Annotated in this window: 14 protein-coding genes; 7 read left to right on the top strand and 7 right to left on the bottom strand. The window is 68.7% G+C overall.

What is annotated here, in order from left to right:
• Positions 1-175 precede the first annotated feature (175 nt).
• The 3 genes from TSH20_RS35110 to TSH20_RS28900 all read right to left on the bottom strand — a co-directional run bounded on the left by TSH20_RS35110 (position 176) and on the right by TSH20_RS28900 (position 2239).
• A complete protein-coding gene (locus tag TSH20_RS35110; RefSeq protein WP_158282078.1) occupies positions 176-754 on the bottom strand; it encodes a hypothetical protein in 579 nt (192 codons plus the stop codon).
• 115 nt (positions 755-869) lie between these two features.
• Complete coding sequence (locus TSH20_RS28905; RefSeq protein ID WP_109156237.1) at positions 870-1100, bottom strand: hypothetical protein; 231 nt, start codon at positions 1098-1100, stop codon at positions 870-872.
• A 146-nt stretch (positions 1101-1246) separates the two neighbouring features.
• Positions 1247-2239, bottom strand: a complete 993-nt coding sequence (locus tag TSH20_RS28900) for a LysR family transcriptional regulator (RefSeq protein WP_109156236.1) — start codon at positions 2237-2239, stop codon at positions 1247-1249.
• Between the two features lie 147 nt (positions 2240-2386).
• On the opposite strand from TSH20_RS28900, the gene TSH20_RS28895 reads away from it, so the two are divergent.
• Complete coding sequence (locus tag TSH20_RS28895; protein WP_109156235.1) at positions 2387-3559, top strand: mandelate racemase/muconate lactonizing enzyme family protein; 1173 nt, start codon at positions 2387-2389, stop codon at positions 3557-3559.
• Between the two features lie 138 nt (positions 3560-3697).
• Here TSH20_RS28895 and TSH20_RS28890 read toward each other — a convergent pair whose 3' ends face one another.
• Positions 3698-3907: a hypothetical protein gene (locus tag TSH20_RS28890; RefSeq protein WP_247871266.1), complete on the bottom strand. Its 210-nt coding sequence runs from the start codon at positions 3905-3907 to the stop codon at positions 3698-3700.
• Positions 3908-4125: 218 nt separating this feature from the next.
• Here TSH20_RS28890 and TSH20_RS28885 point away from each other — a divergent pair, with 218 nt between their 5' ends.
• Positions 4126-4680 carry a carbonic anhydrase gene (locus TSH20_RS28885; RefSeq protein WP_109156233.1) on the top strand — a complete coding sequence of 185 codons (555 nt, stop codon included), beginning with the start codon at positions 4126-4128 and terminating at the stop codon, positions 4678-4680.
• A 169-nt stretch (positions 4681-4849) separates the two neighbouring features.
• On the opposite strand, the gene nadC is transcribed toward TSH20_RS28885, so the two are convergent.
• The 3 genes from nadC to nadA form a co-directional block, all read right to left on the bottom strand.
• Positions 4850-5683, bottom strand: coding sequence for a carboxylating nicotinate-nucleotide diphosphorylase (nadC, locus tag TSH20_RS28880; RefSeq protein ID WP_109156232.1), 834 nt, complete (start codon positions 5681-5683; stop codon positions 4850-4852).
• The gene (locus TSH20_RS28875; RefSeq protein ID WP_109156231.1) at positions 5668-7317 is read right to left on the bottom strand and encodes an L-aspartate oxidase; all 1650 of its coding nucleotides are present in this window, start codon (positions 7315-7317) and stop codon (positions 5668-5670) included. Before TSH20_RS28875 ends, nadC begins: the two co-directional genes overlap by 16 nt.
• A gap of 141 nt (positions 7318-7458) precedes the next feature.
• Positions 7459-8469, bottom strand: a complete 1011-nt coding sequence (gene nadA, locus TSH20_RS28870) for a quinolinate synthase NadA (RefSeq protein WP_109156241.1) — start codon at positions 8467-8469, stop codon at positions 7459-7461.
• A gap of 170 nt (positions 8470-8639) precedes the next feature.
• Here nadA and TSH20_RS28865 point away from each other — a divergent pair, with 170 nt between their 5' ends.
• The 5 genes from TSH20_RS28865 to fdh3B all read left to right on the top strand — a co-directional run bounded on the left by TSH20_RS28865 (position 8640) and on the right by fdh3B (position 13403).
• Positions 8640-8828, top strand: coding sequence for a hypothetical protein (locus TSH20_RS28865; protein ID WP_109156230.1), 189 nt, complete (start codon positions 8640-8642; stop codon positions 8826-8828).
• A gap of 157 nt (positions 8829-8985) precedes the next feature.
• On the top strand, positions 8986-9594 hold the full coding sequence (locus TSH20_RS28860) for a molecular chaperone TorD family protein (RefSeq protein WP_109156229.1): 609 nt from the start codon (positions 8986-8988) through the stop codon (positions 9592-9594).
• A complete protein-coding gene (locus tag TSH20_RS28855) occupies positions 9591-9815 on the top strand; it encodes a twin-arginine translocation signal domain-containing protein (protein WP_109156228.1) in 225 nt (74 codons plus the stop codon). Before TSH20_RS28860 ends, TSH20_RS28855 begins: the two co-directional genes overlap by 4 nt.
• Before the next feature lie 19 nt (positions 9816-9834).
• Positions 9835-12747 (top strand): formate dehydrogenase subunit alpha, encoded by a 2913-nt coding sequence (locus TSH20_RS28850; RefSeq protein ID WP_109156227.1) that lies wholly within the window; start codon positions 9835-9837, stop codon positions 12745-12747.
• A 20-nt stretch (positions 12748-12767) separates the two neighbouring features.
• A complete protein-coding gene (gene fdh3B, locus TSH20_RS28845; RefSeq protein WP_109156226.1) occupies positions 12768-13403 on the top strand; it encodes a formate dehydrogenase FDH3 subunit beta in 636 nt (211 codons plus the stop codon).
• The last annotated feature ends 84 nt before the right edge of the window (positions 13404-13487 follow it).

Genomic DNA, 13487 nt, shown 5'->3' with positions numbered 1-13487 from the left:
CGCTCTCAGCGGACCTATGGTCCGCCTGCCGCGTCAGCACAAAGCATAGCTTTGTGCGAGAGCTGGGCGGGGGAGGGACTGCCGCCGCCTTTCCGAACAAGCACTTACCCCCTCCCCTGCGAAGCGGGGGAGGGTTGGGGTGGGGGCAATCGAAGCCGACCCTCAGCCAAACCCTTCAAACCGTTACCGAAACCAGTCCGCCCGGTGACCCGCCGCCAAGCCCGCCGGTCGCGGCCGGAGTGAAGCCGCCGGTCGTCGGTGTCGCAGCACCAAACCGCGCGGTCGTCCCGCTGCCTCCCGAAGCACTCGCGAAGGATACGCCGATCGACGTGGCGGCCGACCCGGAGTCGGTCGCCGCCGGGGTATAGCCACTGCCCGACGATGCTCCTGTTCCACCGGTGGAGCCGTCCGTCGATCCGTTCGCCCCCGTCTTCGCCGCGGCCGACTTCCGCTCGTCCTCCTGGGCAAGGCGGCTGGCGGTGCGGCGGTATTCCTCGACGACGCGCTGGGAGGGGATCTGGTCCTGGGTTTCGCCGGTGTCGAAATCGCGGAAATACAGAACAGCCACCCGCGCGCCTTGGTCATAGCGCAGGAAGGGGCTGATATAGCCGGGGCCGGAAGCCTTCTCCGCCTCGGCGCTCGCGGCTGTGCCGGTGCCCTCGGCGGGAAGCGACGTGGAAGCGGATCCTGCCTCCGTCGGCTGGAAAGCCGTCGGGCGGATTGCCGTCGTGCTGGAAACGCCACGGATCTCCATCGGTGCCTCCCGCGCTTCTTGCCCGCATTCCAGGCGTTGCCGTTGAGACGGCCCCCAGCCGGGCGCCGTCCCGCTTCGCTCTCCCAGCCGTCCCCTCTACGCGACCCGGTCCGGTTCAGACCGAGATATTGAGGTTCTGGCCGCGGGTGGGGGTGGTGTTGCCGCCGCTGGAACCGCTCTGGACCGTCTGCGCCTCCTGCTGGCGGCGGGTGCGCTCGGTTTGGTCTTCCTGCGCGGATTCGACGGGGGAGGTGGACCGCTGCGCCGCGGCCGGGCCGCTGCTGAGCGGGGTGACGTAGGGCTGCTGCTGATAGCTGCCGATACCGCCAATGCTGCTGACGCCCATGATCGTTCCTCCGGTCGCTGACGCGACGCTTCCTAACCTAACTAGGCAAATTTTGCCCGATCGGAAGGGTTAGCGCCAGCGAAATCGCGCGGTTGGACAGCTTTTGTCGAGAATGTCAACGATCAAAGTGGCTTGCGGCCAAAGGGTCACAACTCTTTTTCCGCAACCGGCTCCGCTCCGGCAACCGGGGCTGAGGCCTCCGCCGTCGACTCGGCATTGCGCCACAGGGCGGCTTCGACCGCCAGCGTCCAGAAGCTTTCGGCCGCCTTGCTCTGGCGGGCGCGCGGGCGGACCAGCCGGATCTGCACCGGAACGGTCCAGCGCTCGTCGCCGGCCGGCACCCCGGCGCGAACCAGGGTGCCGCGCGCCAGATCCTCGGCGATCAGGCTTTCCGGCAGCCAGGCCACCCCGCGCCCGTCGCGCGCCAGCGTGCGCAGAACCGCCGCGAGGTGGGAGGTGAAGACGGTGTCGAGCGCCGCGGGCAGCGGCTGCGCCGCCCGCACCGCCTCCAGGATGCGGCCCATGCCGGACTCGCGGCTGTAGGACAGGTGCGGCAGCGGTGCGCTCTCCCCGTCCGCCAGCAGATGGCGCGGCCGGCCGGCGGCATCGGGGGCGGTCACCGCCAGCAGCCGGTCGCCGCCGACGACGACGGGGCGGAAGGACTCCGCATCCAGCCGGCCGGCCGCCGCCGGGTGGGCGTGACACAGCAGGAACTGCGCCTGTCCGGCCAGCATCAGCCGCTCGCAGGCCTCCATGCTGTCGGACGACAGGGTGATGGCGCCCAGCCGCGCCCGCGCCTCCAGCGCCCGCAGCCAGGAGGGGAAGAAGGTCAGCGACAGCGCGTGGGTGGCGGCGAAGCGCAGGGTCGCGGCCTCCGATTGGGCGGCGAGCCGGGCCTCCTCGCGGCCTTGCAGCAGGCGGCGCACCGTCTCGTCGGCGAAGGGGCGGAAGCGGCGTCCAGCCTCCGTCAGCGTCACCGGCTGGGCGCTGCGGTCGAACAGCGGGGTGCCGGCCCAATCCTCCAGCGCGCGGATGCGGCGGCTGAAGGCCGGCTGGGTCAGGTGGCGCGCATCGGCGGCGCGGGAGAAGTTGCCGCAATCCACCAGCGCCAGGAAATCGTCGAGCCAGGAGAGTTCCATCGCCCAATCTTCGTCACGTCTGCCGGCCTCCGGCCACCCTATGCCGAACCCGCATGAAGCGTTCCGACCTTGGCATTGGCCCGGCGGCCCGCACCATCCCTACAGTGCCGCCATCGAACGCGCCACCACGCTGCAAGGGGAACCGCCATGCGCATCGTCGAAATCCGCGAGCAGACCGCCGGCATCAAGTCCGACATCGCCAACGCCTTCATCGATTTCAGCCAGATGACGTGCAGCGTCGTCGCGGTGGTCACCGACGTGGTGCGCGATGGCAAGCCGGTGATCGGCTACGGATTCAACTCCAATGGCCGCTATGCCGCCGGCGGGCTGCTGCGCGAGCGCTTCATTCCCCGGCTGATGTCGGCCGCGCCCGACAGCCTGCTGGACGACAGCGGCGAGAACCTGGACCCGTTCCGCATCTGGGCGCGGCTGATGACCAACGAGAAGCCGGGCGGCCATGGCGAGCGTTCCGTCGCCGTCGGCACCATCGACATGGCGGTGTGGGATGCCGTGGCGAAGATCGCCGGCGTGCCGCTCTACCGCCTGCTGGCCGACCGCTTCCGCGGCGGGGTGGCCGACGACAGCGTCTGGGTCTATGCCGCCGGCGGCTATTACTATCCCGGCAAGGACGTGAGGGCGCTGCAGGACGAGATGCGCAGCTACCGCGACCGCGGCTACAAGGTCGTCAAGATGAAGATCGGCGGCGCCCCGCTGGAGGAGGATCTGCGGCGCATCGACGCGGTGCTGGAGGTGGTCGGGTCGGGTGAGAACCTGTGCGTCGACGCCAACGGCCGTTTCGACCTCGACACCGCCATCAAGTATGCGGAGGCGCTGAAGCCCTACGGCCTGTTCTGGTACGAGGAGGCCGGCGATCCGCTGGACTATGCGCTGCAGGCCGAACTCGCCAACCATTACGACCGCCCGATGGCGACCGGCGAGAACCTGTTCTCCCACCAGGACGCCCGCAACCTGATCCGCCATGGCGGCATGCGGGCCGACCGCGACTGGCTGCAGTTCGACTGCGCGCTGAGCTATGGGCTGGTGGAGTATCTGCGCACGCTGGACATGCTGAAGGACAATGGCTGGTCCAGCCGCCGGGTGGTGCCGCATGGCGGGCACCAGATGTCGCTGAACATCGCCGCCGGCCTGCATTTGGGCGGCAATGAATCCTACCCCGACGTCTTCAAGCCCTTCTGCGGTTTCGCCGACGGTATCGCAGTCGAGGATGGCCGGGTGCGCCTGCCGGACCTGCCGGGCGTCGGCTTCGAAGCGAAATCGGAACTGTTCGCGACGATGAGCGGGCTGCTGGAAACCCGGTAACGCTGCTCAAGTTCAAGATCAGAACCTGTTCCATTGGGAGACGGCGTCATCAATCTTCGAATCGGCCATTGACCGAGTGCTCTACTGTGTCAATCTGTTGGTGGTCGCAACGTTTCAGAAAGGAGGTGATCCAATGTCTCATGGAGCCAGTCCGGTCGTCGCCGCATTGTTCGGTTTCGCCACTCTCCTGACGGCGGGGATCGCCAACGCGGACTGTTCGTCCAGCCACAGCGCGAGCGCCTCGCCGCCGCCGGCCTCCAGCACCGTCGGGTCGGCCGGCACACCGGCGCCGAGCAGCACGCGCGGCGGGTGACAGCCGAACGCTGACGACCAGGAACATCCATGCATGGAAACGGGCCGCCCCTCACCGGGCGGCCCGTTTTCCTTTCCGTTCGGTAACGGAATGAAATCCGGTTGTGGGTCGATCTATCCGAAAAATACCACAGCATCTGGATTCATTGCTTTTTCGCACTGTGGAACCCCATGTATTGGAATTTTTAATACTTACCTGCCACCATCGCGCGTGAAACCCCCGATACGGGTTCGGGGCGTGTTGGGAGGGCACAATGGATCATTCGACCGGTCATCACCATGGCTGCTGCCAGGGCGAACACAGCTCGCGCCGCGGGTTCCTGAAGCTGGCGACTCTGGGCGCCGGCGTGACGCTGATGGCGCCGATGATGATGAGCCGCCCGGCCCTGGCCGGCAGCGTCGACACGCTTCTGCTGTCCTGCATGGACTATCGCCTGATGGGCCATGTCGCCAGCTACATGAACGCCCGCAACATGCAGGCGAACTACGACCACGTCATCCTGGCCGGCGCCAGCCTGGGCGCCCTGACCGAGAAGAAGCCTGCCTGGGGCGAGGCCTTCTGGGACCATGTCGCGGTCGCCAAGGACCTGCACCACATCAAGCGCGTGATCGTCATGGATCACCGCGACTGCGGCGCCTACAAGGTCTTTCTCGGCATGGACCTGTCGCCCGATCCGGCCAAGGAGGCCGAGGTGCATGGCCAGTACCTGACCAAGCTGAAGGCGATGGTCAAGGAACGCCACCCGGACCTCGAGGTCGAACTGCTGCTGATGGGCCTGGACGGCAACGTCGAGAAGCTGGCGGCCTAAGGGAAAAATACCCTCTCCCGCACCGGGAGAGGGGAGGGGCCCATGCGGAGCATGGGAAGGGTGAGGGGTGATTCAAGGATATGGGATCCATGTCCACATTGCCCCTCACCCTCCCGCCTTCGGCGGGTCCCTCCCTCTCCCGGGGCGGGAGAGGGCCTGTGTCTCACCCTCACATATCCAGCCCCAAATCCAGGTTCGGGGCGCTGTGGGTCAGCCAGCCGCAGGAGATCATGTCGACGCCGGTCTCGGCGATGGCGCGGACGGTGGCGAGCGTGACGTTGCCCGACGCCTCGGTCAGCAGGCGGCCGTCGACCATCCGCACGGCGCGGCGCAGCGTGTCCGGGTCCATGTTGTCGAGCAGCACGACATCGACCGGCAGGCCCAGCAGCTCGTCCAACTGGTCGAGCGTGTCGACCTCCACCTCCACCTTGACCATGTGGCCGATGGCCGCGCGGACGCGCTCCACCGCCGGGCGCACGCCGCCGGCAACCGCGATGTGGTTGTCCTTGATCAGGACGGCGTCATCCAGACCGAAGCGGTGGTTGAAGCCGCCGCCCAGCTTCACCGCATGCTTTTCCAGAACGCGCAGGCCCGGGGTGGTCTTGCGGGTGCAGACGATGCGGGCATTGGTGCCCTCCACCTCGCGCACCAACGCGCGGGTGGCGGTGGCGATGCCGGACAGCCGGCCCATCAGGTTCAGCGCCGTGCGTTCCGCCGTCAGCAGGGCGCGGGCCTTGCCGGTCAGGCTGGCGATGGTGCCGCCGGGCGCCACGTCGTCGCCGTCGGCGCGCTCCACCGTCACCGAAATGCCGGGGTCGAGCAGGCGGAAGGCGATCAGCGCCGCCTCCAGCCCGGCGACGCGGCCGTCCTTGCGTGCGGCGATGCGGGCGGTCGCCACCGCGTCGGCCGGGATGATGCTGTCGGTGGTGATGTCGCCGGCCCGGCCCAGATCCTCCGCCAGGGCGGCGCGGACGATGGGCTCGATGGTCAGAGGATGCAGCATGCGGCGTCTCCGGACAGGGGACCGGCGGTGCCGGCCAGATCGCTGAGGGTCAGGGTGCGGGATAGGGAGGCGGGATTCGGCAGGGGATGGTCGCTGCGGCAATGGGCGCCGCGGCTTTCCTCCCGTGCCAGTGCGGCATGGACGACCAGCCGGCCAACCAGCAGCCGGTTGCGCGCCTCACCCCACTGGCGGACGATTTCCGGCGGGGCTTTGGCGTCTTCGTGGGCGTCGTCCTCCTCGCAGCGGAGCATGTCGAGCGCCGCCGCCAGCCGGTCGAGCTTGCGCCGGGCGGCCAGCAGCCCCAGGCCGTCGCGCACCAGACCGGCGCCGTCATAAAGCGCGCTGCGCGCCTCCGCCCCGATGGCGTCGAGCAGGATATAGCTGACATCGGCGGCGACCGCCGGTGGACGAGGCAGGGCGAAGGGCGGCAGCGGCGCCAGGGGTCGCTCCGCCACGTCGCGGGCGACGCGGGCGCCGAACACCAGCGCCTCCAACAGGGAATTGCTGGCGAGGCGGTTGGCGCCGTGGACGCCGGTGCAGGCGACCTCGCCGCAGGCCCACAGCCCCTCCAGGCTGGTGCGGCCGTCGGCGTCGGTGACCACCCCGCCCATGTGGTAGTGGGCGGCGGGCGCCACCGGCATCGGCTCGGCGAAGGGATCCAGCCCATGCTCGGCGCACAGCGCCAGCACGGTGGGGAAGCCGTCGGGCTTGGCGGCCAGCGCCGGGCGCAGGTCGAGGAACACCGGCTCCCCCGCCGCGACGCGCCGGCCGATGGCGCGGGCGACCACGTCGCGCGGCGCCAGTTCCGCCAGCGGATGCTCGTCGGGCATGAAGCGATGGCCGGCGTGATCGAGCAGGGTGGCGCCGGCTCCGCGCAGCGCTTCGGTCAGCAGCGGCACCGGGTCGGCATCGACGGCGAGCGCCGTGGGGTGGAACTGCACGAACTCCAGGTCGGCCAGCCGGGCGCCGGCCCGCGCGGCGATGGCGAGGCCGTCGCCGGTCGCCTCCGCCGGGTTGGTGGTGCGGGCGAAGGTGGCGCCGATGCCGCCGGTCGCCAGGATCACGCGCGGGGCGCGGTGCAGCACCCAGCCCTCCGGATGGCAGGCCAGCAGGCCGCAGACCCGGCCGTTGCGGAGCACGAGATCGACGGCGAAGGCATCGGTCTCCACCCGAACCGAGGGGGTGGCGCGCAGGCGGTCGGCCAGGGCGGTGACCAGGGTGCGGCCGGTGGCGTCGCCCCCGGCATGGACGATGCGGGCGGCGCCATGGGCGGCCTCGCGGCCGAGCAGCGGCGAGCCGTCGGGCGCGCGGTCGAAGGGCAGGCCGTCATCGAGCAGCCGACGGACCAGGGCGGCGCCGTCGCGGGTCAGCAGGGCGGCCATCGCGGCGTCGACCAGCCCGGCCCCGGCGGCGACGGTGTCGGCGGCATGGTCCTCCGGCCGGTCGCCGGGGCCGACGGCGGCGGCGATGCCGCCCTGGGCGTAGAGGCTGGAGCCGCCGGGCAGGCCGGTGGTCTTGGTGATGAGGGTGACGGCGCGCGGGGCGAGTTGCAGGGCGGCGGTCATCCCGGCAAGGCCGGAACCGACGACGATCACCTCGGCATCGCGGACGTCATAAGGCGTGCTGGAGGTCATCAAAGAACTCCTCACAAGTTCCTTCTCCCCCCTGGGGAGAAGGTTAGGATGAGGGGGTTCGGCGCAGCCGAAGAGATCCATGAGGTGCGACTCTTGCCCCCACCCTGACCCTCCCCCGCTGGGCGGGGGAGGGGGATTGGTTCACTTCGGCTTCACCGCCAGCATGCGTTCCACCGAGCGGCGGGCGCGGACGGCGAGCGCGTCGGGGATCTCGATGCGCGGCTCCAGGGTCTGCAGCGACTCCAGGATGCCCGACAGCGTCACCGTCTTCATGTGCGGACACAGGTTGCAGGGCCTCACGAACTCCGTCTCAGGCGAGGCGGCGGCGACGTTGTCGCTCATCGAGCATTCGGTGACCATCAGCACCCGCGGCGGCTTCTCCGACCCGACGAAATCGATCATGCGGGCGGTGGAGCCGACGAAATCGGCCGCCTCCAGCACGTCGGGCGGGCATTCGGGGTGGGCGATCACGGTCAGCCGGTCGAAACGGCGGCGGAACTCCTCGATCTCGGCGCCGGTGAAGCGCTCGTGCACCTCGCAATGGCCCTTCCAGGCGATGATCTCGACCTTGGTCTGGGTGGCGACGTATTTCGCCAGATATTCGTCGGGCAGGAAGATCACCCGGTCGACGCCCAGCGATTCCACCACCTCCACCGCGTTGCCGGAGGTGCAGCAGATGTCGACCTCCGCCTTCACCTCGGCCGACGTGTTGACGTAGGCGACCACCGGCACGCCGGGATGCGCCTCGCGCAGGAGGCGGACGTCGGCGGCGGTGATGCTGTCGGCCAGCGAACAGCCGGCGTTGCGGCTGGGGATCAGCACCGTCTTGGCCGGGTTCAGCAGCTTCGCCGTCTCCGCCATGAAATGCACGCCGGCCAGCACGATGACGTCGGCGTCGGTCTGCGTCGCCTTGGCGGCCAGCGCCAGGCTGTCGCCGACAATGTCGGCCACGCCGTGGAAGATCTCCGGCGTCTGGTAGTTGTGGGCCAGGATGACGGCGTTGCGCTCGCGCTTCAGCTCGTTGATGGCGTGGACCAGCGGCGCGTGGAACGGCCATTCGATGGCCGGCACGACGCGTTTCATCCGCTCATAGATCGGCGCGGTCGCCGCAGCGACGGTAGGGGTGTAGGCGAGTTCGGCGACCTCGGGCATCATGTGCTCCGCTCTATGCTCGTTCTGAGCAAAACCATATGTGCTCGATTAGAGCATATCAAGCGGAAAAGATCGGACGGAAACAATCGGGCTCCGGCGGCGTTGTGCGTGGCGTGGGCGGAGCCGGCAGCGCGGCTTCGTTCCGGTCAGCGCTGTCCGGAGATTTGCCGATGAAAGCCTTCCTTGCCGCCCTCGTCGCCATCCTCATTCTGGCGGGTGGCGCCTGGGCGATCCTGCCCGGCCTGTTCGCCCGCAGTGCCGACGAGACCTTTGCATCGGTGGGCGCGCGGGTGGGGGAGGAGGCGTCGGTCGAGCACCGCAACTTCTCCGGCCGTCCGCAGGGCGACCGTAAGGAGTGATCCTTCCGCCGGAGAAAAGGGATGACCTCGGCCGGGTAGCCCCGACCGGGTGAGGCAACCTTTGGTCCTGCCCGGCGTTGTCCATGTTCGGGCCAGTCATGGCTTTCGACCGGTCATGGCATTTGAAGAGAGTTCCGGAGCGGCTTGCGGGAGTGTGATGACGGTTCATGATCCGGAAAGCGGCGCGGATGGTTTGCGCGCCGACGTCTACCGGCTGCTGGCGCTGACGCTGTCGGCCCCGCCGGGCGCCGACCTGCTGGCGCTGCTGGGCAGCCTTGCCGGAGATGCGACGCCGATCGGCCGCGCCTTCGACGATCTGGCCGCCCGCGCCCGCGCCACCGATCCCCAAGCGGTGGAGCGCGAGTTCAACGCGCTGTTCATCGGCGTCGTCCAGGGCGAGTTGGTCCCATACGCCTCCTATTACCGCACAGGCTTCCTGACCGACCGGCCGCTGTCGGCCCTGCGCGCCGACCTGCAGGCGCTGGGGCTGGAGCGCGCCCCCGACGTGTCGGAGCCGGAGGACCACATCGCGGCACTCTGCGACGTGATGGCGGTGCTGATCCGCGAGGGGGCCGACCCGGCGGTGCAGCGCCACATGTTGGACAGCCATCTGCTGCCCTGGGCCGACCGCTTCTTTCAGGATCTGGAAGGGGCGGAGGCGGCCGGCCTCTACCGCCCGGTCGGCACCATCGGCCGCCTGTTCCTGGAGATCGAACAGGAAGCACTCAACCGACAGACCGACCAGTTGGAGGAGGCCGACGCATGAAGACGCCGCCAGAACCCTCACGTAATTCCGCGCCGCGCAATCCCCTGCAACGCCGCGACATCCTGAAGACGCTGGGCCTCGGCGCGGCCGGTGCCGCCGCGGCGGCCGTGCTGCCGACGGGGGATGAAGCGCAGGCGATGGAATCGCCGCAGGAGCAGGTGAAGACCCGCTATCGCGAAACCGAACACGTCAAGCGCTTCTATGCGCTGAACCGCCTGTAGGGCGATCCGGAGGGTGTCCATGCTGGTCAAACGCAGCTCGGCGAAATCGACAGGCAACAAGCGCTCCGGTCTGGTCGCCGCGCTGGCCGACAGCCTGGAGTCGGGCGTCAGCCGCCGCGGCTTCCTGCGCCGCTCCGGCCTTGCCGCGGGAGGCATCGCTGCCGTCGGCGCTCTGCCGGGCGCGATGATCCGCAAGGCGGAGGCCGGTCCCATCCTGCCGAACGTTGAGGTGGTGACGCGCAAGAATGTCTGCACCCACTGCTCGGTCGGCTGCACGGTGATCGCGGAGGTGCAGAACGGCGTCTGGGTTGGGCAGGAACCGGGCTGGGAAAGCCCGATCAACCAGGGCACCCACTGCGCCAAGGGCGCCTCGGTGCGCGAGCTGACCAAGGGCACCCGCCGGGTCAAATACCCGCTGAAGCTGGTGGACGGCGTTTGGCAACGCATCACCTGGGACCAGGCGATCGAGGAGATCGGCAACCAGCTGATGGAGATTCGGCAGGCGTCGGGGCCGGACGCGGTGTTCTGGCTGGGCTCGGCCAAATTCTCCAATGAAGGGGCCTATCTCTACCGCAAGCTGGCGGCCTTCTGGGGCACCAACAACGTCGATCATCAGGCGCGCATCTGCCATTCCACCACGGTCGCCGGCGTGGCGAACACGTGGGGCTACGGCGCCATGACCAACAGCTACAACGACATCCAGAACTCCAAGGCGCTGGTGATCGTCGGCGGCAACCCGGCCGAGGCGCACCCGGTGTCGATGCAGCACATGCTGCGCGGCAAGGAGCACAACCGCGCGCCCTTCATCGTCATCGACCCCCGCTTCACCCGCACCGCGGCGCACGCCACCGAATATGTCCGCATCCGTCCCGGCACCGACATCCCGGTCGCCTGGGGCCTGCTGTGGCACATCTTCGAGAATGGTTGGGAGGACAAGGAGTATATCCGCCAGCGCGTCTACGGCATGGACGAGGTCCGCGCCGAGGTGAAGAAATGGACGCCAGAGGAGGTCGAGCGGGTGACCGGCGTCCCCGGCCCCCAGCTGCGCCGGGTGGCGGAGGCGCTGGCAAAGAACAAGCCCAGCACGGTGATCTGGTGCATGGGCGTCACCCAGCACACGGTCGGCACCGCCAACGTCCGCGCGCTGTCGATCCTGCAGCTGGCACTGGGCAACATCGGCGTGGCCGGCGGCGGCGCCAACATCTATCGCGGTCACTGCAACGTGCAGGGCGCCACCGACTTCGGCCTCGACGTCAGCACGCTGCCCTCCTATTACGGGCTGGCGGAAGGGGCGTGGAAGCATTTCTCCCGCGCCTGGGACGTCGAATACGACTACATGAAGAGCCGTTTCGCCTCCAAGGAGCTGATGGAGGCCAAGGGCATCCCGACCACGCGCTGGTTCGACGCGGTGCTGGCCAAGCCGGGCGAGATCGACCAGCCGAGCCCCTTGCGCGCCATGATGTGCTTCGGCCATGGCGGCAACACCGTCACCCGGATGCCGGACATGGTGAAGGGGCTGGAGAAGCTGAGCCTGCTGGTCATCGCCGACCCGCACCCGACCACCTTCGCCGCGATCAAGGAACGGCGCAACGGCACCTACATCCTGCCGGCCTGCAGCCAGTTCGAGACCGACGGGTCGCGCACCTGCTCCAACCGCTCGATGCAGTGGGGGGAGAAGGTGGTGGAGCCGATCTTCGAATCGAAGGACGACTACACCATCATGTACCTGCTGGCGCGCAAGCTGGGCTTCGCCGACGAGATGTTCAAGCACATCACGGTGGAGAACACCCGGCCGGTGCCGGAGGACATCCTGCGCGAGATGAACCGCAGCTGCCTGTCCATCGGCGCCACCGGCCAGTCGCCGGAACGGCTGAAGATGCACATGAAGCATCAGGCCGATTTCGACAAGATCACCATGCGGGCCTCCTCCGGTCCCTGCGCCGGCGACTATTACGGCCTGCCCTGGCCGAGCTGGGGCCATCCGGAGATCAGGCATCCGGGATCGGCGGTGCTCTATGACACCTCCAAGCATGTGATGGACGGCGGCGGCGTCTTCCGCGCCCGCTTCGGGGTGGAGCGCAACGGCGTCTCGCTTCTGGCCGACGGCTCCTATTCCAAGGGATCGGAGATCGAGGACGGCTATCCCGAATTCACCATGGCTGTGCTGAAGAAGCTGGGCTGGGACAAGGACCTGACGCCCGACGAGATGCGCGTCATCCAGGCCATCGGCGGCGGCGGGGCCGAGGTCGACAATGTCAGCTGGCAGACCGACCTGTCGATGGGCATCATCCGCGTGGCGCTGAAGCATGGCTGCGTGCCGCATGGCAACGCCAAGGCGCGCGCCGTCGCCTGGAACCTGCCCGACCCGGTGCCGATCCATCGCGAGCCGATCTATTCCCCGCGCCCCGATCTGGTGAAGGCCTATCCGGCCATCGAGGACCGGCGCGACTTCCGTCTGGTCCAGCTTGCCCGCTCGCTTCAGTTCAAGGTGGCGGACAGCGACCTGCGCCAGCGCTTCCCCATGGTGCTGACCTCCGGCCGGCTGGTCGAGTATGAGGGCGGCGGCGAGGAAACCCGGTCCAACCCCTGGCTGGCCGAGCTGCAGCAGTCGATGTTCGCGGAGATCAACACCAAGGACGCCGAAGGGCTGGGCATCCGGGACGGCGCCTGGGTCTGGGTCTACGGGCCGGAGGACGGCAGCAAGGCCAAGGTCAAGGCGCTGGTCACCGACCGCGTCGGCAGCGGCACGGTGTTCCTGCCCTTCCACTTCTCCGGTTTCTGGCGGGGCGACAGCTTGCGTGGCAACTACCCGCCCAACACCGACCCGATCGTGCTGGGCGAGCCGGCCAACGGGGTGACGACCTACGGCTACGACCCCGTCACCTTCATGCAGGAAACCAAGGTCACCCTCTGCCGGGTCGAACCGGCATGACGTGCAGGAGCTGATTGGACATGGCCCGGATGAAGTTCCTGTGCGATTCGGAACGCTGCATCGAATGCAACGCCTGCGTCACCGCCTGCAAGAACGAGCATGAGGTGCCCTGGGGCATCAACCGCCGCCGGCTGGTCACGCTGAACGACGGCAAGCCGGGCGAGCGGTCGATCTCCATGGCCTGCATGCATTGCAACGACCCGCCCTGCGCCGCGGTGTGTCCGGTCGACTGTTTCCTGCAGACCGAAGACGGGGTGGTGCTGCACAGCAAGGATCTGTGCATCGGCTGCGGATACTGCTTCTACGCCTGCCCGTTCGGCGCGCCGCAATACCCGCGCACCACCGACTTCGGCAGCCGCGGCAAGATGGACAAGTGCACCTTCTGCGCCGGCGGTCCCGAACCGGACGGCAGCGTCGAGGAGTACCAGAAATACGGCGCCAACCGGCTGGCCGAGGGCAAGCTGCCGCTCTGTGCGGAGATGTGCTCCACCCGCGCGCTGATGGCCGGCGACGGCGCGATCCTGGCCGACATCTATCAGGAACGGTCGGTGCGGCGCGGCTATGGCTCCGGTGCGCCGGGCTGGTCCACCGCCTACGGCCGCAACGACCGCGGCTCCCCCTTCGCGCCCGGCGGGCCGGGGACGGGAGGGGCGTGAGGAGTTTCGCGGTGGGGAGTTAGACCCCCCACCTAACCTCCCCCGCTGGGCGGGGGAGGGACTGCCGCCACTCTCCCGCACAAG

It is taken from the genome of Azospirillum sp. TSH20 (assembly GCF_003115935.1).
GTDB lineage: Bacteria > Pseudomonadota > Alphaproteobacteria > Azospirillales > Azospirillaceae > Azospirillum.
This window is presented reverse-complemented; position numbering and strand designations above follow the sequence as displayed.